This window comes from Agromyces sp. MMS24-K17 (assembly GCF_043950245.1).
Lineage (GTDB): Bacteria > Actinomycetota > Actinomycetes > Actinomycetales > Microbacteriaceae > Agromyces.
In genome coordinates this window covers 3,734,343-3,759,563 of the sequence record NZ_CP171640.1, presented here as the reverse complement: position 1 = coordinate 3,759,563, position 25,221 = coordinate 3,734,343, and the positions used below count along the sequence as shown (strand labels likewise).

Annotated in this window: 20 protein-coding genes and 1 tRNA gene; 13 read left to right on the top strand and 8 right to left on the bottom strand. The window is 72.2% G+C overall.

The genetic code is table 11. The features are described from left to right. Positions 1-43: 43 nt before the first annotated feature. Positions 44-3,043: a hypothetical protein gene (locus ACGGZK_RS17250; protein ID WP_395243848.1), complete on the bottom strand. Its 3,000-nt coding sequence runs from the start codon at positions 3,041-3,043 to the stop codon at positions 44-46. Positions 3,044-3,163: 120 nt separating this feature from the next. After that, complete coding sequence (locus tag ACGGZK_RS17245; protein WP_395243847.1) at positions 3,164-6,379, bottom strand: hypothetical protein; 3,216 nt, start codon at positions 6,377-6,379, stop codon at positions 3,164-3,166. Between the two features lie 269 nt (positions 6,380-6,648). On the opposite strand from ACGGZK_RS17245, the gene ACGGZK_RS17240 reads away from it, so the two are divergent. After that, positions 6,649-7,500: a universal stress protein gene (locus ACGGZK_RS17240; protein WP_395243846.1), complete on the top strand. Its 852-nt coding sequence runs from the start codon at positions 6,649-6,651 to the stop codon at positions 7,498-7,500. After that, on the top strand, positions 7,497-8,669 hold the full coding sequence (locus tag ACGGZK_RS17235; RefSeq protein WP_395246117.1) for a heparan-alpha-glucosaminide N-acetyltransferase domain-containing protein: 1,173 nt from the start codon (positions 7,497-7,499) through the stop codon (positions 8,667-8,669). Before ACGGZK_RS17240 ends, ACGGZK_RS17235 begins: the two co-directional genes overlap by 4 nt. Here the strand turns inward: ACGGZK_RS17235 and ACGGZK_RS17230 are convergent. Continuing rightward, positions 8,587-9,072 (bottom strand): VanZ family protein, encoded by a 486-nt coding sequence (locus tag ACGGZK_RS17230; RefSeq protein ID WP_395243845.1) that lies wholly within the window; start codon positions 9,070-9,072, stop codon positions 8,587-8,589. The genes ACGGZK_RS17235 and ACGGZK_RS17230 overlap by 83 nt on opposite strands. A 78-nt stretch (positions 9,073-9,150) precedes the next feature. Between ACGGZK_RS17230 and ACGGZK_RS17225 the strand changes: the two genes are divergently transcribed. After that, on the top strand, positions 9,151-10,452 hold the full coding sequence (locus tag ACGGZK_RS17225; RefSeq protein WP_395243844.1) for a UDP-glucose dehydrogenase family protein: 1,302 nt from the start codon (positions 9,151-9,153) through the stop codon (positions 10,450-10,452). Positions 10,453-10,650: 198 nt separating this feature from the next. Beyond that, a complete protein-coding gene (locus tag ACGGZK_RS17220) occupies positions 10,651-10,806 on the top strand; it encodes a hypothetical protein (RefSeq protein WP_395243843.1) in 156 nt (51 codons plus the stop codon). Between the two features lie 114 nt (positions 10,807-10,920). Here ACGGZK_RS17220 and ACGGZK_RS17215 read toward each other — a convergent pair. The 3 genes from ACGGZK_RS17215 to ACGGZK_RS17205 all read right to left on the bottom strand — a co-directional run bounded on the left by ACGGZK_RS17215 (position 10,921) and on the right by ACGGZK_RS17205 (position 14,749). After that, a tRNA-Pro gene (locus tag ACGGZK_RS17215) sits at positions 10,921-10,997 on the bottom strand. A 102-nt stretch (positions 10,998-11,099) separates the two neighbouring features. Continuing rightward, complete coding sequence (locus tag ACGGZK_RS17210; RefSeq protein WP_395243842.1) at positions 11,100-12,068, bottom strand: metallophosphoesterase; 969 nt, start codon at positions 12,066-12,068, stop codon at positions 11,100-11,102. Positions 12,069-12,073: 5 nt separating this feature from the next. Continuing rightward, positions 12,074-14,749, bottom strand: coding sequence for a transglycosylase domain-containing protein (locus ACGGZK_RS17205; RefSeq protein ID WP_395243841.1), 2,676 nt, complete (start codon positions 14,747-14,749; stop codon positions 12,074-12,076). 149 nt (positions 14,750-14,898) lie between these two features. Between ACGGZK_RS17205 and ACGGZK_RS17200 the strand changes: the two genes are divergently transcribed. Then, complete coding sequence (locus ACGGZK_RS17200; protein ID WP_395243840.1) at positions 14,899-15,126, top strand: hypothetical protein; 228 nt, start codon at positions 14,899-14,901, stop codon at positions 15,124-15,126. Continuing rightward, the gene (locus ACGGZK_RS17195) at positions 15,126-15,593 is read left to right on the top strand and encodes a RidA family protein (RefSeq protein WP_395243839.1); all 468 of its coding nucleotides are present in this window, start codon (positions 15,126-15,128) and stop codon (positions 15,591-15,593) included. Before ACGGZK_RS17200 ends, ACGGZK_RS17195 begins: the two co-directional genes overlap by 1 nt. 95 nt (positions 15,594-15,688) lie before the next feature. Here the strand turns inward: ACGGZK_RS17195 and acs are convergent, their stop codons facing one another. Continuing rightward, the gene (acs, locus tag ACGGZK_RS17190) at positions 15,689-17,656 is read right to left on the bottom strand and encodes an acetate--CoA ligase (RefSeq protein ID WP_395243838.1); all 1,968 of its coding nucleotides are present in this window, start codon (positions 17,654-17,656) and stop codon (positions 15,689-15,691) included. 480 nt (positions 17,657-18,136) lie between these two features. On the opposite strand from acs, the gene ACGGZK_RS17185 reads away from it, so the two are divergent. From ACGGZK_RS17185 to ACGGZK_RS17165, 5 genes are read left to right on the top strand one after another with little or no spacing between them, the layout of a single operon-like run. Next, positions 18,137-19,252: a TadA family conjugal transfer-associated ATPase gene (locus ACGGZK_RS17185; RefSeq protein ID WP_395243837.1), complete on the top strand. Its 1,116-nt coding sequence runs from the start codon at positions 18,137-18,139 to the stop codon at positions 19,250-19,252. Next, on the top strand, positions 19,249-20,259 hold the full coding sequence (locus ACGGZK_RS17180; protein WP_395243836.1) for a type II secretion system F family protein: 1,011 nt from the start codon (positions 19,249-19,251) through the stop codon (positions 20,257-20,259). The genes ACGGZK_RS17185 and ACGGZK_RS17180 overlap by 4 nt, the downstream gene beginning before the upstream one ends. A gap of 46 nt (positions 20,260-20,305) precedes the next feature. Then, on the top strand, positions 20,306-20,518 hold the full coding sequence (locus ACGGZK_RS17175) for a DUF4244 domain-containing protein (RefSeq protein WP_395243835.1): 213 nt from the start codon (positions 20,306-20,308) through the stop codon (positions 20,516-20,518). After that, complete coding sequence (locus ACGGZK_RS17170; protein ID WP_395243834.1) at positions 20,499-20,843, top strand: TadE family type IV pilus minor pilin; 345 nt, start codon at positions 20,499-20,501, stop codon at positions 20,841-20,843. The genes ACGGZK_RS17175 and ACGGZK_RS17170 overlap by 20 nt, the downstream gene beginning before the upstream one ends. After that, positions 20,843-21,217 (top strand): Rv3654c family TadE-like protein, encoded by a 375-nt coding sequence (locus tag ACGGZK_RS17165; protein ID WP_395243833.1) that lies wholly within the window; start codon positions 20,843-20,845, stop codon positions 21,215-21,217. The genes ACGGZK_RS17170 and ACGGZK_RS17165 overlap by 1 nt, the downstream gene beginning before the upstream one ends. 60 nt (positions 21,218-21,277) lie before the next feature. Here the strand turns inward: ACGGZK_RS17165 and ACGGZK_RS17160 are convergent, their stop codons facing one another. Beyond that, on the bottom strand, positions 21,278-21,514 hold the full coding sequence (locus ACGGZK_RS17160) for a hypothetical protein (RefSeq protein ID WP_395243832.1): 237 nt from the start codon (positions 21,512-21,514) through the stop codon (positions 21,278-21,280). Positions 21,515-21,723: 209 nt separating this feature from the next. Here ACGGZK_RS17160 and topA point away from each other — a divergent pair, with 209 nt between their 5' ends. Beyond that, positions 21,724-24,591 carry a type I DNA topoisomerase gene (gene topA / locus ACGGZK_RS17155; protein ID WP_395243831.1) on the top strand — a complete coding sequence of 956 codons (2,868 nt, stop codon included), beginning with the start codon at positions 21,724-21,726 and terminating at the stop codon, positions 24,589-24,591. Continuing rightward, positions 24,588-25,208 (top strand): dTMP kinase, encoded by a 621-nt coding sequence (gene tmk, locus ACGGZK_RS17150; RefSeq protein ID WP_395243830.1) that lies wholly within the window; start codon positions 24,588-24,590, stop codon positions 25,206-25,208. Before topA ends, tmk begins: the two co-directional genes overlap by 4 nt. Positions 25,209-25,221 lie beyond the last annotated feature (13 nt).

The window sequence follows — 25,221 nt, the reverse complement described above, 5'->3', positions numbered from 1 at the left end:
CTCGCACTCCCGCGTCCGCGGGAGTGCGAGCCTCATTCGCGCCCTACCGCTGTGCGCCGCGGTCAGCCTGCTCGGGCTCGGAACGCTCGAGATCCGGCACCGCCTTCAGCCGGTCCACCAGCGCCTTCCGCGCGGCGGCGTATTGAGCCGTTCCCGGGTAGTCGCCATGCGCAGCGACCTGCCAGAGGTACGTCGTCGCGGCCCGCTCGACCGCTCCCCGGTCGATCGGGTTCGCGCGGTAGCCCTGCACCGGGAAGCCCAACGGGTCGGTGCGGCGCCACAGCGACGCCCAACGCACGTGCTCGTCGACCGCGGGTCGATCGCCGCCGCCGAGCAGGCTCCGCAGGGTGAAGGCGCGGACCTGCTCCGGTTCCTCCTCCTCGGCGGTCGCGGTCTTCCCGTCGGCGGACGAGGCGGGCACGCCGGTGGCGGCGGTCGTGCGACCGGTGGTGCCTCGACTGCTCGAGTCCGACCCGGCCCCCTCGAACACGTCGGGCCACTCTCGCTTCACCTGCCGCTTCCACGGATCGCGGAGGAACAGCGACGGCCCGAGCACCCCCTCGATGCCGAGGTCGTCGGGCCCGAGGACGCTCGGGAAGAAGCGGCTGAAGAACGCCCGCAGCTGCGTGCCGTAGGTGAGGAGCGCGATCGAGCGCATCGTGTCGGTGTGCTCGCGCGCCACGTTGTCGGTCAGGGCGAAGATCGCCGAGACGGCGACGGGCCCGCCCATCGACCACGCGGCGATCACCACCGCCCGATCGTCACGGACGGCGCCGTTCCCGTCGGCGTCATCCGTCAGCCAGGCCCGGATTCGGCCGCTGAGCTCGGGTACGGTTCGCTCCGAGTAGCAGGGCGGCCCGAACGGATGTCCCGCGCGGGGGAAGAAGCACATGATGTCCCAGAACAGCGCCAACGGTCGCTCCGTCGTGGTCGAGGCATGCGCCACGACCGCGGCGACCGCTGCGAGGGACACCGTGACGAGGACGGCGATGCTCGCCTCGCGGATACCGTGGCGGATCTCGTCGGGGATCCACCCGGCGATGGCCTCGTAGCCCCACGGTGAGGCGAACACCAGGAATCCCAGCGCCGACAGCGACGCCAGCCAGGTCAGCAGGATCTCGCCGCGATGCAGCAACTGCGACCGTCGCCGGACCGTGAGGATGCGCCGCACCGGCCCGGGCTGCTCCGACCCCTCGCGCTCCGCGTACCCGGCGCTCGGGGTGACGACGCCGCCATAGGGCGTGTCGGTGCCGGGGACCTCGGGCGGATCGAGCACCGGCACCGTGAACTTCGGCATCACCGCGAGCTTCGGCAGCAGCACGATGGCGATGAGCAGCCCCATCACGATGACGATGACCGTGAGCACCACCGCGAACCGGCCGTAGGCGACCGGTGGGACGAGCGGCCCCAGCAGCTCGGTCGCGGGCGTGCGACGGCCGCCCGCCACCGCACCCGACGGTGCCGGGCCGAGCCAGCCCATGACCCCGAGCACCAGCAGGCTGGAGATGATCATGGCGACCAGCAGGGCCGCGAGCATGCCGACCATCGCGCCGAAGCCGCGCCAGCCGACGACGCTGAGGTCGCCGGCGAAGAGGCGCGGAGGAGGCTGCTCCTCGCCGCGGAAGGTGCGGTGCTGGGCCTTCGGATGGCGTCGGCGCGAGACATCCGCCCCGACCAGCGAGCCGAAATGGATGAGCAGCAACAGGATGCCTCCGAGCGTGAGCGCCCACCCGAAGTCCGGCGCCCACCCCGTCACGGCGAAGGCGAGGCCCGCGAGCGACACCAGCGTGACCGAGAGCACCCGGCTCGCGTGGGTACCCCACGCGCCGCCGATGAACGCCAGGCCGAGGGCGACCGTGAGGAGGGTGGTCGGCGTCACGATGAGCCCGAGGAACGGTCCGCCCGTGACCGTGCTCGCCTCAGCCGAGGCGGCCGGACCTGCGGGCCAGAGCGCGATGACGAGGTAGGCGACGTACGCCGCGCACGCGAGGGCGAGCAGGACTGCCGCGATGGCCCGCTTGGCGATGTCGCCGTTGACCGACCGCGACGCCGACGCCGAGATGATGCCGATGACCACGCCAGCGAGGATCAGCATCGCCGCCACCCCGATCCAGAACGTCGAGGCGATGCTCCCGCCCGCGGCGATCGCATCACCGAGGCATCCCAGGGAGACGAAGCGATCCGGATCGGCGCACGATCCGCCCAACGGCTGGAACACGCCGTCCCAGCAGAGGAGGAACACGACCAACGCGATCGTGCCCGCGAAGTGGAGTCGCTCGCTCGTGGCGCCCGCGCGAGCGCGCGTCCAGAATCCGCGGGTCGCGAGCAGGGGGCGGGTGACCGGCTTCTCCGGCTGGCGCGGTGCGACCGATTCCTCGGTCGGCGTGCCGAGGAACCGTTCGGCGAACGCGTTCAGGTTCGGCTCCCAGTGCACCCTCCCGCTCCTGGCGATCAGGTAGATGAGCAGCATGGCCGCGACGGGCACCAGGCTGAGCAGCGCGGCGCGGCCGTCGCGGTCCAGGCCGTTGAGGCCGTCGAGCCAGGATGGCAGGACCGCGCAGACGGTCTTCCCGTCGAAGCACTGCACGCCGACCAGGTCAACCGCGACGGTCATGAACGCCGCCGCGTAGATCAACGTCAGCACGAGCGCGAACAGGCGGAGCAGCGCTGCACCGTCGCCGCCGCGCCATCCCTCGGAGTCCTGCTTCTGGCCAGGGATGTCCCGCGTCCAGTACGCGAGGTTGCAGATGCCGAACGGCAGGATGAAGAGCCAGCCGATGTGCACGAAGGCACGGCCGATGAGCGCGAGCGCGGTGCCGCCGGTGCGGGCGAGCGCACCCCAGGAGTACGCCTCCGTCGACGCGATCCCGGTCTTCGGGTCGGGCTCCTCGTTCTTGCGGACCCAGAACGAGCCGAGGTCGTCGCCGATCCGACGCCGCACGTCGGTCGGGTCGACCTCGAGCATCACCGCGGGCGGCGCGTTCGCGATGCCGTGGACCCGGAGTTCGAGCACCTGCGTGTTCCGTCTCGCACGATCGTCCACGATCGCGCCTCCCCCGCGCTGCGGCCAGTCGGTGACAGCCGATGGCGCGAGCGTATTCCTGAGGATGCCTCGAAGACAATCGGGGCCAACCCTGAACGCGTCCGGGCCGGCCGACCGGAGTCAGCCGACGCCGAAGCGGGCCTGCGCTCCGGCCGACAGGCCGTCGCCGACGCCCCATCGTGCTCGCGACTGGAGCAGTTGCAGCACCGGCGAGGGCGTCTGGCCGTCGGCGGTGGCGAAGTTCGCCGCCAGCGCCGCATCGAGACCCTGCATGCTGCTCGGCGACAGGGCCCAACCGAGCGGCGGCACCACGGCGGGCGTCGTCGACGGGGCGATGGTGACCGCGAGCCCGGGCACGCCGTCCTCGATCAGGTCCATCGAGTGGCGCCCGAGCGCACCGCCCCTGGTCGTGCGGAAGATCGCCGAGATCCGCTGCGTGAGCGCCGACTCGTCCTGTTGGAGACCCGAGGCGGCGAAGCCGACGAACGGGACCAGCGGCTCCGCCGCCACCTGCGCGATGTCGCTCCGGAGGTCGTAGCCTGCGGAGTTCTTCAGGTACAGCAGCACGGGCACGAGCGGCGGCTCATCGGCTCGGGCCGCGTTCGCAGCCCCGACCTTCGAGACGATCAGGGGCGCGAAATCGGCCACCGTCCCCAGGCCGGTCGGCTCCGCGTAGCCGCCGTCGATGAGCTGGAGGTCCTCGGCGCCGCACTGATCGCTGGAGAACCGGGCCGCCGGCGTGATGAGCGGGAACCTCGCCGAGAGCATGGCTACCGAGGCCCAGTCGAGGTCCTCGAAGCACTGCTTCGGCACCGGCAGGGTCACGGGTGCGCCGCGGGGACCGGTGCAGTCCCAGGCCGAGCTCGGCGCCGTCGACACGCGCGGCTTCTGCACCGGCAGGGGCGTGATCACGACCTTGCACTTCGTCCGGGCGTCCGTCGAGTTGAAGACCGGAATGCCGATGTCGGAGCTGCCGGCCCAGTCGGGCGAGAGCCCGAGCGCGGGCACGTCGTTGACCCAGGCGTGCTCGATCAGGGCCGCGCGGTCCCAGCCGTTCAGGCCGCCGTCCCGCCAGCGCGGTTCCCCGTCGAGCAGCGAAGGCAACCTCAGGCCCGAGATCTCCGAGAGCTGGTCGCGGACGAGGAGGCCGGCCATCGCGGCTCCGACGGCCTCGGCGCTGGCGAAGTGCCGGAGCATGTCGGCGAGCGGTCCGGGCGCGGACGCGGTCTCACCCTGCTCACGGGCGAAGTTCCGCGCCTGCTCGTTCGCCGCCACGATGGCGAGGCCCACCGAACCCCCGGAAACACCGCTGGAGAGGAGCACGCTGTCGGCGAGGCATCCGCCCTCCCGGCGCAGCAACTCGAACGCGCTGGCCGTCCAGTACGCGGCGCGGATCCCGCCGCCTTCGGCGGCGACGACGAAGAGCGGCCGGAACTCCCGGCCGGCCGCCTCGACCGTGCATCCGCGGTTGGCGATCTGCGCGATGCGGGTGGCGAGGTAGGCATCCGCGGTGAGGAACGGGGACGAGTCGCTGGTGAGGACATCGCGCTCGATCGTCCGCGGCGCGTGGAGGAACGCGTCGTCTCGCCCGATCGCCGCGAACCAGATGCCCGCGATGAGCGGGATGACCATGGCCATCGTCAGCACCGGGGTCGCACGGAGCCGAAGGCGGATGAACACCGGCGCGGGCGGGAACTCCTGCAGCGAGACCGTGAAGGCACCCAGCACCGCTCCCCATGCGGTGAGCACGAGCACCGCGAGCGCCGGCGGCCCGAACCATCCCGCGGCCTGGAGCGGCATGACCATGACCCACGCGAGGACCGCGATCCCCGCGGCGAAGGCGGCGCCGAGTCGCCACAGGTGACGGCGCATGCGCGAGGCGATGCCGTACCGACGCGTCGGATCGAACACGCTCCGCCACGCCCGGCTCGCTCGCCGGGCGGTCGGGCGCCAGAGCAGGAGCGGCGCCAGGACCGCGATCCCGATGCCGGTCAGCAGGAGCACCGGCGCGACCGCCCAGCCCGACAGTTCGACCCAGGCGCGAAACGACGCATCCGTCGTCGGCGAGTACCCGGCCGAACGCTGGGTGACGAACTGCACGACCACCGGGCCGGTGAGCGAGCGCACGAGCCCGAGCCCGACGACCGACGGGATGAGCGCGGCGACGACGTCGCCGGTGAACCATCCGTACTTGACGTCCTCGATGACATCCTTCGGGTGATCGCCGTCGGCCGACTTCCCGGCCGCTTGCGGTGTCAGAGTGGCGGGCCGCGTGGAGAACAGCACCACGGCGAGGGGCAGCAGGACGAAGACGAGCCACGTCGGCAGCTGCACGCCCCATTCGCCGGTGGTCGCTCCCGTGACGAGCCACATCAGCGTGAAGATCACCACCGGCGCCGACCACCACCAGTCGATCGGGGCGAGGTACAGCTTCGCATCGGGCTCGTTCCCCCGGCTCCGCGGGATGGTCCTGCTGCCGATGCGCGGGTACCAGGGCACGGTCTCCGCGGTGTCGTGCGTCGACTTGCGCCTGAGCTCCTGCAGGCGGTCCGCGATGACGCGGGTGCGGGTCCGGCCGAAGAGCAGGGCGGCTTCGTAGGCGATCGCCGTCACGACGACGCCGGCCACGAGGTGCCGCGCCGTGACGTGGTCGAGCACCACCCACTGGCGCTGGATGTCGGGAAGCTGATCGAAGACGCTGTCCAGCGGCACGCAGGACAGCGCGAAGAGGATGAGCACGAGGACGGTCGACAGCCGGTGCAGCCACAGCCCCTTCGCGAGACGGCGGGCGGTCTTCCAGAGCCGCCGACCGAATCGGCGGAGCAGGCCGACGACGACGATCACCAGGGCGACCACCTTCGTGGTCGAGACGATCGCGAGCAGCGTGGCGGTCGCCTCGGTCGCGCCGATCAGCGAGCGCTCGCCGGTGATCAACGAGAGGGCCATCAGGACGAGGAGTGCACCCTCGAACGCCTCTGCGGCGATGAGGACGATGAACCAGATCACCCGCGAAGGTCGTGGGTCCGTGCGATTCGCGCGGATGATGCCGAACAGCAACGCCGAGGCGTACACGGCGATCAGCACCGCGTCGACCGCCACGGCGCAGAGGATGAACCATCCGATCAGGGTGCTCGAGTTCGACGTCGACCAGATCGCGTACGCGTCGTCCTTCTCGGTGAACGCGAGCGGCCCGATGAGCGCGGTGAGCGTCTGGCTCCGCCCGGAGCTGAGGCTGCCGGCGATGAGCCGGTCGATCTCCGCATGGGCGATGATCGCGGCCAGCGCCAGGAAGCCACCCATGAGGATGGCGATCGCCTGATGCCGCTTGTCGTGCACCCAGGCGCGTGCGTCATGCAGGATCGCATCGACGTCGTGCCGTTCGACCCGGTGTTCCGATCGGTGGACTGCCGCTATCGGGATCATCGCGCTGCTCCTCGCCGTTGAGCCGCCTCTGGCCGCAGCGTATCCGTGAGGAATCCTCAGTCGCAATCCGGGCTAGCCCTGAACCGGAGCCTCGGCGCCGGGACCGGCGACGACCCACCGTGCGCCGCCTTCCGAAACCCGCCTCCGATCGACAAGATGAAGGGAGACGACGAGGGGGCGCGATGTCGGAGATCACGGTCGGAGTCAGCACCGCCGGTGAGGCCGGCCGGCGGTCGGTCGAGTGGGCCGCCGAACGGGCTGCGGCGCGCGGCTTCCGCCTGCGGCTCGTGCACGTCGTCGACACGGCCATCGAGGCGACGGGCGACGCGGAGCTCCTCCTCGCCGTGCACACCAAGGCGGAGGAATCCCTCGCCGCTGCGCAGCAGCTCGCCGAGCGCCTCGCGCCGGGCCTCGAGATCGTCGTCGACCTCCAGCAGGGCCAGCCCGTCGAGGTCTTCGAACGCCTGAGCCACCAGGCCGACCTGCTCGTCGTCGGCAGCGACTGGCACGGCGGGCGCCGACCGAGCCGGCGGGGCGTGCACAGCCTCCGCATCGCCGCGGCGAGCCACGCGCCCGTCGCCGTCATCCCCGACGTCGACGTCAGCGCCCGTCGCGGCGTCGCCGTCGGCATCGACGGGTCGCCCGAGGGCGCGAGGGCGCTCGCGTTCGCCGTCGCCGAGGCCTCGCGATCGGGTGAACCGCTCATCGCCGTGCACGCCTGGGACATCGCCGTCATGGTCGGCGGCGAGTACGGGTACGGCGTCGCCATGATCGGCACCGACGAGCTCGGCAACGCCGCCGAGGAGGTGCTCGACGAGGCCCTCTCCGGCGTGCTGCGCGAGCACCCCGAGGTCGACGTCGTGCGCCGCGTGATCGCCGGCGACCCCGTCGCCGCCCTCGTCGACGAGGCCACCGAGGCCAAGCTCCTCGTCGTCGGCAGCCACGGCCGCGGGGCGCTCGCCCGGTTCCTGCTCGGCTCCGTCAGCCACGGGGTGCTCGCGCACCTCGAGGCGCCGACCGTGGTCGTCCGCTGAGCGCGGGCGACCGCCTCCTTCCCGATGGCGGCGAGCCCGGCCGCCGCATCGAAGGCGTCGACCTCGCCCGCGGCCTCGCGCTCATCGGCATGTTCCTCGCCCACGTCGCGCCGGCCGCCGGCGAACCCGTCGGCGCACTCCTCCTCTCGTTCGCCGACGAGCGCCCGCGGCTCCTGTTCGCCCTCACCGCCGGGCTCGCGCTCGGCTTCATCAGCGGCGGCACCCGGCCCATCCCCGCCGCGCCCGGCTTCGCCGGCGGCCCGGACCGCGCCCGGCTCCGGTTGCAGGTCGCCATCCGGGCCGGCATCCTCATCGCCCTCGGCCTGCTGATCACCGCCTACCTGCGACCGCTCGTGTTCGTCATCCTCGACGTGTACGGCATCGCGTTCCTCCTGCTCCTGCCGCTGCTGTTCCTCCCGCGGCGGGTGCTGCTCTGGATCGGCGTGCCGCTGCTCGCGGTCGCACCCGGCATCGCGGTGGTCGTCGCCTCCACGCAGTGGGTCGCCGACGTGCGCGCCGCCGGGTGGAAGCTGCCCGTCGACTGGGCGTTCTCCGGCGCCTACCCCGTCATCGAGTGGGTGCCGGTCATGCTCATCGGACTCGCGCTCGCGCGCTACGGCGCCGACCGGCCGCGCGTGGTGGCCACGACCGCGATCGTCGGCGGCGCCGCCGCCGCGCTGCTGCTCGGTCCGGCGAAGCTCCTCATCGACCTCGGCGCCCGGCAGCTGACCGACCAGGCGGCGCACGACAGCGGCATCCGGCTGTCGGCGCTGGGGGAGTCGCTGCACGCCCTCGCCAACGTGGGCGTCGGATGCCTCGTCGTCGCGACCGCCGTCGCGCTGACGGCGCTCGCCGCCCCGGCGGTGCGCCGCATCGCGAGCGCGGTGGCCTCGCCCGTGACGGCGATGGGGGCGATGCCCTTCACGATCTACACCGTGCACCTGGTCGTGCTCGCGGCCTCGATCCGCGTCGAGGACGGCCTGCTCACCGACGACTCGTGGGCCCTCGCGATCGGACTCGTCCTCGGTTCGATGGCGTTCGCCTGGACCTGGCGGCGCTACCTCGGCCGCGGGCCGCTCGAGACGATCATGCGCTGGGCGAGCCTGCGCGCCGTGCCCGCGCGGGTTCCGCTCCCGCCGGGCGATCGGGGCGACGGGGCGGGCGCCTGAGCGCCCACCACGCCACCAGCATGACCCCGAGCGCGGTGCCCGCGGTGTTCGCCACCACGTCCGACACGGTGCTCACCCGCGACGGGATGCCGAGCTGGACCAGCTCGATCGTCGTCGAGACCGCCGCGCCCGCTACGATCGGCACCCACGCCGACACCCCCGGCCAGGCCAGCGCCGCCAGCATGCCGAACGGCACGAACAGGGCGATGTTCGCCACGAACTCGAGCACCACGGCCGCCGGCTCCCGCGGCACGCCGAACCCGGCGACCAGGTCGGCGAGCACGCCCACGAGCCCCGTCACCCGGCCCGCCTCGCGGGCGGGCAGGAAGACGATCAGCCCCAGCGCGACGAGGTACGGCGCCAGCAGGAGGCGGGCGACGTGCACCGGACGCGGATGACTCACCCGTCCATGCTCGCACGGCCTCCGCCGGGGCATCCGCTGGAATGATGGAGGCACCCATCACCTCGATCGGAGGACCCCATGCGCATCTCCGTCATCGGCTGCGGCTACCTCGGTGCCGTCCACGCATCCGCGATGGCCGCGCTCGGCCACACCGTCGTCGGCATCGACGTCGACGAGCGGAAGATCGCGCAGCTGGCGGCCGCGCGGCCGCCGTTCTTCGAGCCCGGCCTGCCCGAGATCCTGGCGAGTTCCACCGCCACCGGGCGGCTGCGCTTCAGCACCGACATCGCCGACGCCGCCGACGCCGAGGTGCACTTCATCGCCGTCGGGACGCCGCAGGCCCCCGGCTCGAACGCCGCCGACCTCACCCACGTCGACGCCGCGTTCGAGGCGCTGCTGCCGCACCTCGCCGACGGCGCCCTCGTCGTCGGCAAGAGCACCGTGCCCGTCGGCACTGCCGCGCGCCTCGCGGCCCGGCTCGCGGAGGCGGCCCCGCACGCCGCGCTCGCGTGGAACCCCGAGTTCCTCCGCGAGGGCTACGCCGTGAAGGACACGCTCGAGCCCGACCGGCTCGTCTACGGCGTCGGTGACGACCGGGCCCAGCACGTGCTCGACCAGGTGTACCGGGCCGCGATCGAGGCCGGCACCCCGCGCATCGTCACCGACTACGCGACCGCCGAGCTCGTGAAGGTGTCGGCGAACGCGTTCCTCGCGACGAAGATCAGCTTCATCAACGCGATGTCGGAGATCGCCGACGCCGCCGGCGCCGACGTGACCGCCCTCGCCGACGCGATCGGCCATGACGCGCGCATCGGACGCCGCTTCCTGAACGCCGGCATCGGCTTCGGCGGTGGATGCCTCCCCAAGGACATCCGCGCCTTCACCGCGCGGGCCGAGGAGCTCGGCCGGGGCGAGGCCGTCGCGTTCCTCCGGGAGGTCGACGCCATCAACCTGCGGCAGCGACAGCGCGTCGTCGACCTCGCGGTCGAACTCCTCGGCGGTTCGGTGCACGAGCGGCGGATCGCGGTGCTCGGGCTGTCGTTCAAGCCCGAGTCCGACGACGTCCGAGACTCGCCGGCGCTCGACGTGGCGGTGCAGCTGCGCGGGCTCGGCGCCGACGTGCTCGCCACGGACCCCGAGGCCGTCGGGAACGCCCGGGCGAGGCATCCGCAGCTCGCCTACACGACCTCCACGGAGGACGCGTTGCGCGACGCCGACCTCGTGGTGCTCGCGACCGAGTGGCGCGAGTACCGGGCGCTCGACCCGGTCGAGGCGGGGCGGCGCGTCGGCGTGCGCCGCATCCTCGACGGACGCAACGTGCTCGATCCGGCGGCCTGGCGCGCAGCCGGGTGGGAGGTGCGGTCGCTCGGCCGTCCCTGACGCCGGACGTCCCTGACGCCCGCCGGACGTCCCTGACGCCGCGGTGGCGGGAGCGCCACAGGTCGGACCTCGACGGCGGGTCGTGCGCGCGGCCGCCGGGGCGGGGCGGTACGGTACCCGGAAATGAGGACTTCACCCCCGTTCGGGGGTATGTCATACTTTCCCAACCCTGCATCCCATGGACTCGAAGGAGAGTGCATGTCCGAACTGATCCTCACGCTCGCGGTGCTGTCCGTCTGGGCCGTCGGTGCGATCCTCATCGCCCGCGTGCTCGGCGCGGCCATCCACGACGCCGACCGCCGTGAACACGGCGAGTCGGTCCTCGCCTCAGCCGACCGACCAGACGCGCGCTGACGCTTCCGGAGCGCCCGCCGGCTCCGGCGTGGCGCCCGGGGCGCCCGCGGATACCGGCGTGGCGCCCGGAGACGACGAAAGGCTCCCTCCGATCGGAGGGAGCCTTTCATCGTGTGGTCGGGGTGACAGGATTTGAACCTGCGACCTCTTCGTCCCGAACGAAGCGCGCTACCAAGCTGCGCCACACCCCGGTGCCTTGCGGCCTCAACAAGGATAGCCGATAAATCCCGGCCCGCTGACCACGTGCACGACCGCCACGCGCCCGCTCGCCGAGCCGGCCCGGCACACCGCCGTCACTCCGCCGCGACGAGGGTGAGCAGCGTCGCCTCCGGCGGGCACGCGAAGCGCACGGGGGCGGTGATCGACGTGCCGAGGCCCGCGGAGACGTTCAGGAACGCCGACCGCAGGCCGTGACGCCACACGCTGAGCCCCTTCACCTGCGAGCGCGGGATGTCGCAGTTCGTGACCAGCGCGCCGAAGCCCGGCACGCAGACCTGGCCGCCGTGCGTGTGCCCGGCGAAGATCACCTGGGCGCCGTGGTTCACGAACGAGTTCAGCACCCGCTGGTAGGGCGCGTGCGCGACCCCGACGGTGAGGGTCGGGCGCGAGGCATCCGTACCCGGCCCGTCGGGCCACGTCTCGTCGCCGAGCGGATCCTCCGCACGGAGCTCGTCGATCGCCGCCGTGATGAGGTCGAGGCGGTCGTAGTTCTTGTGCGGGTCGTCGACGCCGAACAGCTCGAGCCGGGTGCCGTTGACCTCGATCGCCGCAGCGGCGTTGTCGAGGTCGATCCAGCCGAGCGAGTCGAAGTACGCGTGCAGCGCGCCGATGTCGAGCTGCTTCGCCCGCGGGCGGTGCTTCGACGGGCCGCCGAAGTACTTCAGCGGGTTCTTGAGCACGGGTCCGTGGTAGTCGTTCGAGCCGTTCACGAACACGCCGGGCACGCCGGCGAAGACGTCGAACGCCGCCCGGATGCCCTCCAGGCCCCGCTCGTGCCCCAGGTTGTCACCTGTGTCGACGATGAGGTCGGGCTCGAGGCCGGCGAGCGAGCGCACCCACGCCTGCTTGCTCCGCTGCCACGGCGCCATGTGCAGGTCGGAGAGGTGCAGCACCTTGATGGGCTGCGAGCCCGCCGGGAGCACCGGCACCTCGACGCGACGGAGCGTCCACCGGGTGCGCTCCACGAGCGATCCCCAGGCGAACGCGGCAAGCCCCGCGGCGCCGATCGCCCAGGCGATCCGCGCCGCGGGGGAGCGAGTCATCCGGCTCACCCGCCGGTGCCGCCGTTGCCGCCGTTACCGCCGGTTCCGCCCGTGCCGCCGGCGTCGGGGGTTCCGTACTGCACGGTGATCGTATCCCCGCGCTTCGCGCCTGATCCGGCGCCGGCGCTCTGGCTGACGACCACCGCGCCGGGAAGGTTACCGCCGTTGCCGCCGAGCTTCAGCCCGACCTGGTCGAGCGCCTGCTTGGCCTCCTGCTGCGTGAGGCCGGTGAGGTCCGGCACGGTCACGCCCTGGCCGTTGCTCGTGAACACCCGGATCGTGGAGCCCTTGCCCGCCTGACCGGATGGGTCGGTGCCGGAGACCTGGCCGGCCGGCAGGCTCGAGTCCTGCTGCCCGCCGTCCTCGAATACGAAGCCCGCGGCCTCGATGGCCTGCTTCGCGGCCTCGAGCGAGAGCCCGGAGACCTGCGGCACGTCGACGAGGACCTGCTTGAACGCGGACTCGTCGGGAGCCGGGAAGTCGTCGCCGCCGTACTTCTCGTCCGCGAGCATCATGAGCGCCCGCCACATGCGGTGTCGGGCCGTCGCCGCCGCGCCACTGTCGAACGACACCTTTCGCAGGTTCTGACGAGCATCGCCACCCGTGAGGTTGCCGACCCACACGGCGGTGGCGGCCTTGGTGCTGGCGCCTACCATCCACGTGTCGAACGCGTTGTCGGTCGTACCGGTCTTGCCGATGTGCTCGACGCCGGAACCCGTGTTCGACGCCGACGCGGTACCGCCGTTGAAGGTCTGCATCATGGCGTACTCCATGGCGTGCGCGACCTCAGGAGTCACCGCCTGCGTGCACGTCGTCTGCGGTGGGGTGATCTCGTTCCCCTGCGAGTCGACGATGCGGTCGATGGCCACAGGTGTGCACGCGAGACCGTTGTTCGCGATGCCGGCGAAGGCGGTCGCCATCGTGAGCGGGGAGACCTCCTCGGTGCCGAGCACCGCGGAGGGCTGGAACGTCGCGGACGGGTCCAGTGCCTGCGAGCCGTCCGGGTTGAGCGTCGGCGTGCCGTCGTCATTCCAGGCGTAGCGCTGTCCGAGTTCGAGCCCGTCCGCGCGCTTTACGCCGAAGGCCTGCGCGGTGTTCTTGACGCCGCAGAGCTGCAACTGCTGGGCCATCGCCATGAACGACGAGTTCACCGAATACTTGGTCGCATCGACGGCGTTGTTCGCAGTCGTCGCGTCGTCGTTCAGGGGGTTGAAGCTGCCCTTCCAGGTCGAGCCGTCGCACAGGCCGGGGAAGGACGTGAACGTGCGGCGGGCGCCGTTGAAGGTCTCGCGGAGCGAGTGCCCCTCGTTCAGCCACTCGCCGAGCGTGAACACCTTGAACGTCGAACCCGGCTGGAAGCCGCTCGATCCGCCGTAGGCGAAGTCGGTGCTGAAGTTGATCGCGTCGGTGGTGGGATCTGCATTCAGCACGTCGGGATCCTGCGAATACGTCTTGTTCTGGGCCATCGCGAGGATGCGCCCGGTGCCCGGCTGCACGGTCACCGCGGCTGCACCGACATCGAACCGATCGTCGGTGTAGGGGACGTTCTCGATGATCGTGCCCTGCGCACGGTCCTGGAGGTCGACGTCGAGGGTCGTGAAGATCTGCAGGCCGCCGCTCGCCAGGCGCTGGCGGCCCTCGTTCACGTCGGGTGTGGCCGGGTCGTCGAACTCGTTCAGGATCACGTTCTTCACGTAGTCGCAGAAGTACGAGGCGTTCTGAGCCGTCTGGCAGCCGGTACTCGGCTCGGTGATGGCGGGGGTGATCGGCGTCGCGACTGCGGCGTCGTAGTCCTCCTGCGTGATCTTCTTCGTCTTCAGCATCTCGCCGAGGATGTAGTCGCGCCGCTCCTTGTTCGCCTTGTACGGCACGACGTTGCCGGCGTCGTCGACCGTGTTGACGCCGTTCGTCTCGGAGTCGGGCTGGTCGAGCCGGAACTTCTCCGGGTGGTTGACGATCGCGATGAGGCTCGCGGCCTCGGGGAGCGTGAGGTCTGCGGCGTGCTTGCCGCCGTAGTAGTACTGGGCCGCCGACTCGATGCCGTAGACGCGGCCGCCGAAGCTCGCGATGTTCAGGTAGCCGCGGAGGATGTCGTCCTTCGAGTACTTCTTCTCGAGGGCGATCGCGTACTTCATCTCCTTGAGCTTGCGCGTGATGCCCGCGTTGCCGGAGGACTCGGTCGCCGCCTCGTAGGCCGCGTCCTTCTCCTCCTGCGTGGTCGCCTCGCGCACGCCGTTGTTGATGAGCACGTTCTTCACGTACTGCTGGGTGATCGAAGAGCCACCCTGGGTGTCGCCGCCGATGACGAACTCGTTCAGCACGGCGCGCGTCGTGCCCTGCAGGTCGACGCCGTTGTGCTCGTAGAACCGGGGGTCCTCACCGGCGACCGCGGCATCCTTCACGAACTGGTTGATCTGGTCCCAGCCGACCTCCTCGCGGTTCTCGTCGAAGAACGAGGCGAGCAGGACGGTCGAGCCGTCGGAGCGCGTCGCGTAGATGTCGGTCTTCTCGGAAAGCTCGCCGACGTCCAGGTACCCCGGGATACCCTCGAAGAGCGAAATGCCGCTGTTGGCGGCCATGCCGGTCACTGCGATCGCGGGGGTGACCGCGGCGGTGACGAGCAGGCCGGCGAGCGCGCTCATGCCGAGGAGGCCGAGCGCAGCGGACGCAGCGCTGCTCATCGATCGATTCTGGGCAGACATATAGTGGAGCCTAACGGAGAAGGCTGGGTAATCCCGCCATGGGCCCGTCGCCCGGAATTCCGGGGCACAACGGGGCATCTCCGGCCCGATTCATCCCGATATTCCATCGACGCAGGAACGAGGAGCCCATGCCCGCCTGGGAGTACATCACCACCCCCCTCCTGATCCACAACACCGCCGCGATCCTGAACAACTGGGGTCGCGAGGGCTGGGAGCTGGTGCAGGTCGTCCAGGGCCCGGAGGGCGGGCTCGTCGCCTACCTCAAGCGCCCCGTCGGCGGCGAGTCGTCGGCCGCGGCGTCCGCCGGGCAGGCCGCCGCCGCGCAGGCGGCGAAGCAGTTCGAGGGCGACGCCTGATGGGCGCCGAGGCCCGGCTCGCCGAACTCGGCGTCGAGGTGCCCGCGGTGGCGCCGCCCGTCGCCGCCTACGTGCCCGCGGTCACGAGCGGCGGCTACGTCTACACGAGCGGCCAGCTGCCCTTCGTCGCCGGCGCGCTGCCCGAGACGGGCAAGGTCGGCGACGGCGAGGGGCTCGTCTCCGCCGACGCCGCCAAGGGCTACGCCCGCACCGCCGCGCTCAACGCGCTCGCCGCGATCCGCGCCGAGATCGGCTCGCTCGACCGCATCACGCGCGTCGTGAAGGTCGTCGGCTTCGTGGCATCCGACCCCGCGTTCACCGGCCAGCCCGGCGTGATCAACGGCGCGTCGGAGTTCCTCGGCGAGGTCTTCGGCGACGCGGGCGTCCACGCCCGCTCCGCCGTCGGCGTCGCGGTGCTGCCGCTCGACTCGCCCGTCGAGGTCGAGCTCATCGTCGAGTTCGCGTAGCGAACCGGCGCCCCGGACGACACGGATGCCTCGGCGGGAGTTCCCGCCGAGGCATCCGTCGTCCGTGCCGGTGTGCGCCGCAGGCGCGTGCCGGCCTAGCGGACCTGCGCGCTGATCACGTCCATGATCGACGTGTCGGCGAGCGTCGTCGTGTCGCCGACCTGGCGGCCCTCGGCGAGGTCGCGCAGCAGGCGCCGCATGATCTTGCCCGAGCGCGTCTTCGGCAGCTCGTTGACGATGAACACCTGTCGCGGGCGGGCGATCGCGCCGATCTGCGTCGCGACGTGGCGGCGCAGCTCGTCGGCGGCCTCCGCCGGGTCCTCGACGTGCGAGACCTGGCTCGCCTTCAGGATCACGAAGGCGACGACGGCCTGGCCGGTGGTCTCGTCGGATGCCCCGACCACCGCCGCCTCGGCCGTCCACGGGTGCGCGACCAGCGACGACTCGATCTCGGCGGTCGACAGGCGGTGCCCCGAGACGTTCATCACGTCGTCGACGCGGCCGAGCAGCCAGATGTCGCCGTCCTCGTCGCGGCGGGCGCCGTCGCCGGCGAAGTACATGCTGTTCTCCGGCTCTGTGCCGAACTTCTCCCAGTACGTCTCCTTGAACCGCTCCGGGTCGCCCCAGATGCCGCGCAGCATCGCGGGCCACGGCTCGGTGATGACGAGCAGGCCGCCGCCCTCGCCCTCGACGCGCTCGCCGTCGTCGCTGAGGATGTCGACCGAGATGCCCGGGATCGGCACCTGCGCGCTGCCCGGCTTCAGGTCGGTGACGCCGGGGAGCGCCGAGATCATGATGCCGCCGGTCTCGGTCTGCCACCACGTGTCGACGACCGGGATCGAGCCGCCGCCGATGACGTGCCGGTACCAGATCCACGCCTCGGGGTTGATCGGCTCGCCGACCGAGCCGAGCACGCGCAGCGAGCGCAGGTTGAAGTCGTGCACGATCGAGCGGCCGAGCTTCATGAACGAGCGGATGGCGGTCGGCGCGGTGTAGAGGATCGAGACGCGGTACTTCTCGACGATCTCCCACCAGCGGCCCGGGTGCGGCGTGTCGGGCGTGCCCTCGTACAGCACCTGGGTGGCGCCGTTCGCGAGCGGACCGTAGACGACGTACGAGTGGCCGGTGATCCAGCCGACGTCGGCGGTGCACCAGTAGACGTCGCGCTCGGGGTGGAGGTCGAACACGTTGCGGTGGGTGAACGCCGCCTGGGTGAGGTAGCCACCCGAGGTGTGCAGGATGCCCTTCGGCTTCCCGGTGGTGCCGGAGGTGTAGAGGATGAACAGCGGGTTCTCGGCCTCGAAGGCCTGCGCCTCGTGCTCGGGGGAGGCCTGCGCCACCGTGTCGTGCCACCAGAGGTCGCGACCGTCGGTCCACTCGACCTCGTTCTCGCCGCGCTTCACGACGAGGACGTTGCGCACGGTGCCGGCCGACTTCGCGAGGGCCTCGTCGACGACGGGCTTCAGCGGGAACACCTTCCCCTTGCGCCAGCCGCCGTCGGCGGTGATGACGAGGGATGCCTCGGCGTCGTCGATGCGGGAGGAGAGGCTGTCGGCGCTGAACCCGCCGAACACGACCGAGTGGATGGCGCCGATGCGCGCGACCGCGAGCATCGAGACCACGGCTTCGGGGATCATCGGCAGGTAGATGGCGACGCGGTCGCCCTGGCTGACGCCGAGGTCGGTCAGCGTGTTCGCGGCGCGCTTGACCTCCTCGGTGAGCTGCGCGTAGGTGATGGTGCGGCTGTCGCCGGGCTCGCCCTCCCAATGGATGGCGACCCGGTCGCCGAGGCCGGCGGCCACATGCCGGTCGAGGCAGTTCACCGCGACGTTCAGCTCGCCGTCGTCGAACCACTTCGCGAACGGCGGGTTGGTCCAGTCGAGCGTGCGGGTGAAGGGCTTCTCCCACTGGAGGAGGCTGCGGGCCTGGTCGGCCCAGAACCCGAGCCGGTCGGCCGCTGCGGCGTCGTAGAGGCCTTCGTCGGCGACGGCCTGGGCGGCGAACTCGGGGCTCGGGCGGAATCGCCGGATCTCCTCGAGGGCATGGTCGATCTGAACGGTCATGTGCTCCGTCGCTCCTTCGCGAATGTGGATCGGTGGGTTTCGCCTGCCCACGAGCACCTTACCTTGCGTTCCGGACCGGTCTCTCGGGCGGTCCCGAAACGGAATCCGGCCCTCACTTCGGAGAGCGCTCTCTGCCTGCATCTGTGTCTTTCCGCAGAGAAGTCTGTGTGTCCGCACAAATGAGGACAAAAAGTACTTGCGCATACTTCTGGAGGCCGTATGCTGATTCCCGCCCGGACTTCGTTTCGGAGCCTGCAGCGCAATGTGATTCCCCCCAATCCGTGCGCTGCCGAGGCGGCACCTGTTCCCCCAATAGGTGCCGCCCCCTTCGTTAACGGGGTCGTTGCTGCGGGATCCTCGCGCCAGCGACGATTCTCGTGCAGACCAGTCCTCCTCCACAACGGCGTGGGGGAGGATTCGGTTCTCCCTCGGTCACACGGCGTCACCGTCGGCCCGCCGGGCGTTCCTACGCTCGGCGTCATGACCACGCCCTTCGTCGCGACGCCGTCCTGGCTCGCCGAGCGCGGAGCCGGGGTGCCGCACGTCGCCGGCGTGCCGAACGTGGCCGGCGTGCCGCATGCGGTCGCGCCCGCGGCGTCCGGCCCTCCCGGACCGCGCATCGCCGCGACGGCCTCCGGTCCGCCGCGGCCCGTCGCGTCCGCCGCGTCGAGCGCCGCCGATCTCGACCTGCTCGGGCCGCTCGCGCCGTACGCCGCCGACGGCCCGGTCACCGACCTGTTCGTGAACGGCGGCGCCGGACTCTGGGTCGACCGCGGCACCGGCCCCGAGCGTGCGCCGGATTGGATCGCCGATGAGGCCGAGGTCCGCGCCCTGGCGATCAAGCTCGTCGCGCGCGGCGGCCGTCACCTCGACGAGGCGGCGCCGGCCGTGGACGTGCGACTCGGGCGAGGCATCCGCGTGCACGCCGTGCTCCCGCCGGTGTCGAGCGTCGGCACGCTCCTCTCCATCCGCATCCCCCGCGCGGCGGGCTTCTCCCTCGCGGCGCTCGCCCGCGCCGGCATGGTCGACGCGAGCCAGGAGGCGCGGTTGCGCCGTGCCGTCGCCGAGCGCCGCAACCTCCTCGTGACCGGCTCGACCGGCAGCGGCAAGACGACGCTGCTCGCCGCGCTCCTGTCGGAAGCCGCGCCCTCCGAGCGCATCGTGGTCATCGAGGACGTCGCCGAGCTCCGACCGGAGCATCCGCACGTCGTCGCCCTCGAGGCGCGGCAACCCAACCTCGAGGGCGCCGGCCGCGTCGGCCTCGATGCGCTCCTCCGGGAGGCGCTGCGCATGCGCCCCGATCGGCTCGTCGTCGGCGAGTGCCGCGGCGCTGAGCTCCGCGAACTGCTCTCCGCCCTCAACACGGGCCACGACGGCGGGGCGGGCACGCTGCACGCCAACGACCTCGCCGACGTCCCGGCGCGGCTCGAGGCGCTCGGCGCGGTGGCGGGGATGAGCCCCCAGGCCGTCGCACGGCAGGCGGTCAGCGCGTTCGACCTCGTCCTCCACGTCGAACGCGGGCCGCACGGGCGGCGGCTCTCCGGCATCGGGGCGTTCGCGCTCGACGACGAGCGGCTCGAGGTGGTGGTCGCGTGAGCGGGCCCGTCGCCGCGATCGCCGCCGTGCGCGCGAGGTTCCGACGCCCCGAGCCCGGAGCGGGGATCGACGCCGTCGCCGCGGCGACCGAGCGCCTCGCCGTCCTGCTCGCGGCGGGGGTGCCGGCCGGCACGGCCTGGGTGCACCTGGCCGGAGGGCCGAGCGCGCCGGAGGAGTCCGCCCCCGGCGCGCGCGACGTGCCGGGCGACCGGGCCCGCGCCGCCGACCCCGTGGCGGCTGCGGCGCGTGCGGCTGGCGCCGGCGAACCGGTCGCCGACGCGATCGCGGCCGCCGACCCGGCCGGCCGCTCGCCATGGCGTTCCCTGGCTGCGGCGTGGGCGGTGGCCGAGCGGGCGGGCGCACCCCTCGCCACGAGCCTTCGGGACCTCGCCGAGGCACTGCGCGACGAGGCGCAGGCGCTTCGGGACCTCGACGCCGCGCTCGCCGGGCCGAAGGCGAGCGCTCGGCTGGTCACGGCCCTGCCGCTCATCGCCGTCGGATTCGGCCTGCTCCTCGGCTTCGACACCGCCGGAGTCCTCCTCGGCACGCCCGTCGGCATCGGATGCCTCGCGCTCGGCAGCCTGCTGCTCTGGGCCGGCGCGACCTGGAACCGCCGGCTCGTCGCCCGAGCCGCGCCGACCGGGCCGGCCGCCGGCATCCAGCTCGACCTGCTCGCCATCGCGATGACCGGCGGCGCCTCGGTCGACCGGGCCCGCACGATCGTCGCGGACGCCCTCGCGGTGCACCTCCCGGGAGCCGACGCGGCCGGCGCCGACGAGGTCATCCACCTCGCGGCCGAGGCCGGCGCGCCCGTCGCCGACCTCCTGCGGGCCGAGGCCCGGCGCCGCCGCCGCGCCGCCCGTTCCGAGGCCGCGATGCGCGCGGCCCGACTGTCGGTGCGGCTCATGCTGCCGCTCGGCGCGTGCGTGCTTCCGGCGTTCGTGCTGCTCGGCGTCGCCCCGCTCATGATCTCCGTCGTGGTCGGCACCCTCGGGGCCGACGCATGACGACCTCGACTCGTGCCGCCACTCTGATCGGAAGAAGGACCCATCCATGCCCAGACCCACCACCCACCCGATCCGCCGCCGAGTTGCACGTCGGCTGCTCCGGCGGCTCGCCGGTGAGCGCGGCGCCGCCACCGCCGAGTACGCCGTGGCGACGATGGCCGCCGTCGGGTTCGCCGGCCTGCTCGTCATCATCCTGCGCGGCGACGAGGTGCGCGGCATCCTCACCGACCTCGTGCGGAATGCGCTCACGGTCGGCTGACGGCGAACGCGGCAGCGCGACCGCGGAGCTCGCGGTCGCGCTGCCCGCGGTCGCGCTCGTGCTGGCCGCGTGCCTCGGTGCGGTCCAGCTCGGCGCGCAGCAGGTGCGATTGACGGATGCCGCGGCCGATGCCGCACGCGCGCTCGCCCGCGGCGAGTCGTCGGGGGACGCCGCGGCGATCGCGAACCGCGTCGCCGGTCGTGCCGACCTCTCGGCCGTGCGGGACGGGCGGTTCCTCTGCGTCACGCTCGGCGCCGACGGCGGGGGCGTGCTCGCGCCGTTCCGGCTGCACGCCGAGTCGTGCGCCGTCGCCGGGGGAGCCTGATGCGGGCCGCGTGCGTCCGGCGCGCCATCGGGCGCCCCGACGAGCGCGGGGCGGGCTCGGTGCTCGTGCTGGGGGTCGCCGGCGCGATCGTCGCGCTGACGGCGTTGGTCGTGCCCCTGCTGGCGGTCCACGTCGCCGGCCAACGGGCGGCGAACGCCGCGGACGCCGCGGCCCTGGCTGCGGCCGACGCCCTGAGCGGGGCCGTGCCCGGCATCCCGTGCGACCTGGCCGCGGCGACCGCAGCTCGCAACGGTGCGGCGATGGCGGACTGTCGAACGGACGGGCCCGTGGCATCCGTCGTCGTCGAGGTGCGCGGTGCCGGGCTCACGGCCTCGGCGCGGGCGCGCGCGGGACCGCCCGGGTGGGCCGGCTGAGCGCCGGTCGGGCCGGAGTCGGAGGCTCGTGCGGCGAGCCGCGTGAGCCTCCGGCGCCGGTCAGTCGAAGACGGTCTCGATGAAGCGGTACTCCACGGCCGTCGGCTGCGACGAGTTGTCGCCGTCGTACTCGAGGCCGGCGCCGCGGGAGTAGACGTATCGCTTGCCCCCGTCGGCGTTCAGCTCGATCCGCGGTCGGGGGTCGCCCGAATCGAGGAACGCGGTCGCGACCGTGCGCCCCTCGAGCGGTCCGTCGATCAGCTTCGCGGTGTAGGAGCCCGTTGCTGGCGTGTCCATGTCGCCATTGTCCTCCGCCGGCGGGGAATCGCAAGGGAACCTCGGCATCCGATCGGATCGGATCGGGGAACGCATCGGAACGGCCGCCGAGGCCGGTTCACGGTGAGTGTGTGTATGGTGTGGCTGACAGTGCGGCATGGCGCCGCCTGGCGGCACACCGTGGGGGCGCGGCAACGTGCGTCCTCTCGTCTCGAATCAAAGGGAGTCTGGTGTCAGGCGCGAAGAAACTGGTCATCGTCGAGTCGCCGACCAAGATGAAGTCCATCGCCCAGTACCTCGGCGACGGCTATCAGGTGCTGTCGTCGGTCGGGCACATCCGCGACCTCGTCGAACCGAAGAACCTGCCCGCCGAGCTCAAGAAGGGCTCGCTCGGCAAGTTCTCCGTCGACGTCGACAACGGCTTCGAGCCGTACTACGTCGTCTCCGACTCCAAGAAGAAGACGGTCGCCGAACTCAAGCGCGCGCTCAAGGACGCCGACGAACTCCTGCTCGCCACCGATGAGGACCGCGAGGGCGAGGCCATCGCGTGGCACCTCCTGCAGGAGCTGAAGCCCAAGGTGCCGGTGCGCCGCATGGTCTTCCACGAGATCACCAAGGACGCGATCCTCGCCGCGAAGGACAACACCCGCGAGCTCGACACGTCGCTCGTCGACGCGCAGGAGACCCGCCGCATCCTCGACCGCCTCTACGGCTACGAGGTGTCGCCCGTGCTCTGGCGCAAGGTCGGCCCCGGCCTGTCGGCCGGCCGCGTGCAGTCGGCCGCGACGCGCCTGGTCGTCGACCGCGAGCGCGAGCGCCTCGCGTTCGTCACCGCCTCCTACTGGGACCTCATCGGCACGTTCACCGGCACGGATGCCTCGTTCGAGGCGCGCCTCGTGCGCCTCGGCGGAGACCGCGTCGCCACCGGCCGCGACTTCGACGACCGCGGGCAGCTGAAGTCGAAGGCCGCCGTGCTCGACGAGGCGACCGCCACCGCGCTCGCCGACGCGCTGCGCGACGACGCCGTCGCCAAGCGCGTGTCGAAGGTCGAGTCGAAGCCGTACCGCCGCAGCCCAGCCGCGCCGTTCACGACGTCGACCCTGCAGCAGGAGGCGGCTCGCAAGCTCCGCCTCTCGGCGAAGGACACCATGCGCGTGGCGCAGTCGCTCTACGAGAACGGCTACATCACCTATATGCGCACCGACTCGAACTCCCTGTCGCAGCAGGCGGTCGCGGCGGCGCGCAGCCAGGCGACGGCGCTCTACGGGGCCGATTCGATTCCGCAGAAGCCGCGCACCTACGCCGGGAAGTCGAAGAACGCGCAGGAGGCGCACGAGGCGATCCGGCCGTCGGGCGAGGTGTTCCGCACGCCCGCCGAGGTCGAGGGCCAGCTGCGCGGCAGCGAGTTCCGCCTGTACGACCTCATCTGGAAGCGCACGATCGCGTCGCAGATGGCGGATGCCACGGGCCACACCGCGACCGTCACGCTCGAGGTCGGCCCGACGGCGGCCGACGCCGCGGCGCCGGCGCAGCCGACGGCCCCGGTCGCCGGCACCCTCGCCGAGTTCACCGCGAGCGGCACGGTCATCACGTTCCGCGGCTTCCTCGCCGCGTACGAGGAAGGCCGCGACGAGGAGCGCGACGCCGACGACACGCCCGGCGAGGCCAAGCTCCCGCAGCTGTCGGAGGGCCAGTCGGTCGGGCTGACGAAGCTCGACGCGAAGGGCCACGAGACGACCCCGCCGCCCCGGTTCACGGAGGCGAGCCTCGTGAAGCGGCTCGAGGAGCTCGGCATCGGCCGCCCGTCGACGTTCGCGTCGATCATCTCCACGATCCTCGACCGCGGCTACGTGACCCAGCGCGGCCAGGCGCTCGTGCCGAGCTTCGTCGCGTTCTCGGTCGTCCGGCTGCTCGAGGAGCACTTCGGCGACCTCGTGCAGTACGACTTCACGGCCGAGATGGAGGACGACCTCGACCGCATCGCCGCCGGCGAGGCCGACCGGGTCGACTGGCTGAGCGAGTTCTACTTCGGCGGCGACAAGCACCGCGGCCTCCGCCAGGTCGTCGACAACCTCGGCGAGATCGATGCGCGCGAGATCAACTCGGTGCAGATCGCCCCCGACGTCACGCTCCGCATCGGCAAGTACGGGCCGTACCTCGAGGTGGTCGAGGCGGATGCCGCGGCCGACGCCCCGCCGCGTCGCGTCAACCTGCCCGAGGGCCTCGCACCCGACGAGCTGACCGAGGCGAAGGCCCGGGAGCTCATCGCGGCGCCCGTCGCGGGCGACCGCGTGCTCGGCGTGAACCCGGCGAACGGCAAGCAGGTCGTCGTGAAGGACGGCCGGTTCGGGCCGTACGTCACCGAGCTCGACCCCGAGCCCGAGGCATCCGTCGCCGTCGACGCGGCGACCGGCGAGGTGACCGAGGCCCCACAGAGCCCATCCAAAGCGCCGAAGCGCGGCGCCAAGAAGGCGCCCGTCGAGAAGCCGCGCACGGCATCGCTGTTCAAGTCGATGCAGGTCGAGACCATCGACTTCGAGACCGCGCTGAAGCTGCTCGACCTCCCGCGGGTCGTCGGCCTCGACCCGGAGTCGGGCGACGAGATCACCGCGCAGAACGGTCGCTACGGCCCGTACCTGAAGAAGGGCACCGACACCCGCACGCTGCCCAGCGAGGATGCGATCTTCGATGTCGACCTCGCCGGCGCGCTCGAGCTCTACGCCCAGCCGAAGTACGGCGCCCGCCGGGCGTCGAGCGCCCTCAAGGAGTTCGACGCCGACCCGGTGAGCGGCAAGCCGATCAAGGTGAAGGACGGCCGGTTCGGCCCGTACGTCACCGACGGCGAGACGAACGCGACGATCCCGCGGGCCGAGTCGGTCGAGGACATCACCTTCGAGCGCGCGGTCGAGCTGCTGCAGATCAAGCGCGACAAGGGGCCGGCGGCGCCGCGCGCCAAGCGCACCACGGCGGCGGCGAAGAAGACCACGACGACCAAGACGGCCGCTGCAAAAAAGACGACCGCTGCGAAGACGACCGCGACGAAGACGACCGCGACGAAGACGACCGCCGCGAAGCGCGCGCCGAAGAGCTCGGCGTGAGCCGCGGCCTCTTCCTCACGCTCGAGGGCGGCGACGGCTCCGGCAAGACGACGCAGGCCGAGCTCCTCCAGGAATGGCTGCTGCGCGAGGGCCGGTCCGTCGTGCGGACGCGCGAGCCCGGCGGCACCGACGTCGGCCTCGAGGTGCGCGAGCTCGTGCTGCACCACCGCGGCGACATCGCCCCGCGCGCCGAGGCGCTGCTGTACGCGGCGGATCGGGCGCACCACGTGGCGACCCTCGTCCGGCCTGCGCTGGCGCGAGGCGAGGTCGTCATCCAGGACCGCTACATCGACTCGTCGGTCGCCTACCAGGGCGCCGGTCGCGTGCTCGACCCGGGGGAGGTCCGCCGGGTGTCCGAGTGGGCGACCGAGGGCCTGCAGCCCGACCTCACCGTGCTGCTCGACCTCGACGAGCAGGCGGCCCGCGCCAGGCTCGACGCCGCGCGCACCCGCTACGACCGGCTCGAGGCCGAGGCATCCGAGTTCCATGCGCGCGTGCGCGCCGCGTACCTCGAGATCGCCGCCGCCGAGCCCGAGCGCTTCCTCGTCGTCGACGCAGCCCTGCCCGCGGCCGAGATCGCCGAGCAGATCCGCGACCGGGTGCGGCCGCTGCTGTGAGGCCCGTGCGCAC

What these genes read in the sequence shown, in the direction of transcription:
- ACGGZK_RS17240 (WP_395243846.1), top strand. Translation starts at nt 6,649, where the DNA reads ATGTCGGAGATCACGGTCGGAGTCAGCACCGCCGGTGAGGCCGGCCGG.
- acs (WP_395243838.1), bottom strand. Translation starts at nt 17,656, where the DNA reads ATGACCGTTCAGATCGACCATGCCCTCGAGGAGATCCGGCGATTCCGC.
- ACGGZK_RS17220 (WP_395243843.1), top strand. Translation starts at nt 10,651, where the DNA reads ATGTCCGAACTGATCCTCACGCTCGCGGTGCTGTCCGTCTGGGCCGTC.
- ACGGZK_RS17170 (WP_395243834.1), top strand. Translation starts at nt 20,499, where the DNA reads ATGCGCTCACGGTCGGCTGACGGCGAACGCGGCAGCGCGACCGCGGAG.
- ACGGZK_RS17175 (WP_395243835.1), top strand. Translation starts at nt 20,306, where the DNA reads ATGCCCAGACCCACCACCCACCCGATCCGCCGCCGAGTTGCACGTCGG.
- ACGGZK_RS17185 (WP_395243837.1), top strand. Translation starts at nt 18,137, where the DNA reads ATGACCACGCCCTTCGTCGCGACGCCGTCCTGGCTCGCCGAGCGCGGA.
- ACGGZK_RS17165 (WP_395243833.1), top strand. Translation starts at nt 20,843, where the DNA reads ATGCGGGCCGCGTGCGTCCGGCGCGCCATCGGGCGCCCCGACGAGCGC.
- ACGGZK_RS17205 (WP_395243841.1), bottom strand. Translation starts at nt 14,749, where the DNA reads ATGAGCAGCGCTGCGTCCGCTGCGCTCGGCCTCCTCGGCATGAGCGCG.
- ACGGZK_RS17195 (WP_395243839.1), top strand. Translation starts at nt 15,126, where the DNA reads ATGGGCGCCGAGGCCCGGCTCGCCGAACTCGGCGTCGAGGTGCCCGCG.
- ACGGZK_RS17210 (WP_395243842.1), bottom strand. Translation starts at nt 12,068, where the DNA reads ATGACTCGCTCCCCCGCGGCGCGGATCGCCTGGGCGATCGGCGCCGCG.
- ACGGZK_RS17225 (WP_395243844.1), top strand. Translation starts at nt 9,151, where the DNA reads ATGCGCATCTCCGTCATCGGCTGCGGCTACCTCGGTGCCGTCCACGCA.
- ACGGZK_RS17200 (WP_395243840.1), top strand. Translation starts at nt 14,899, where the DNA reads ATGCCCGCCTGGGAGTACATCACCACCCCCCTCCTGATCCACAACACC.
- ACGGZK_RS17160 (WP_395243832.1), bottom strand. Translation starts at nt 21,514, where the DNA reads ATGGACACGCCAGCAACGGGCTCCTACACCGCGAAGCTGATCGACGGA.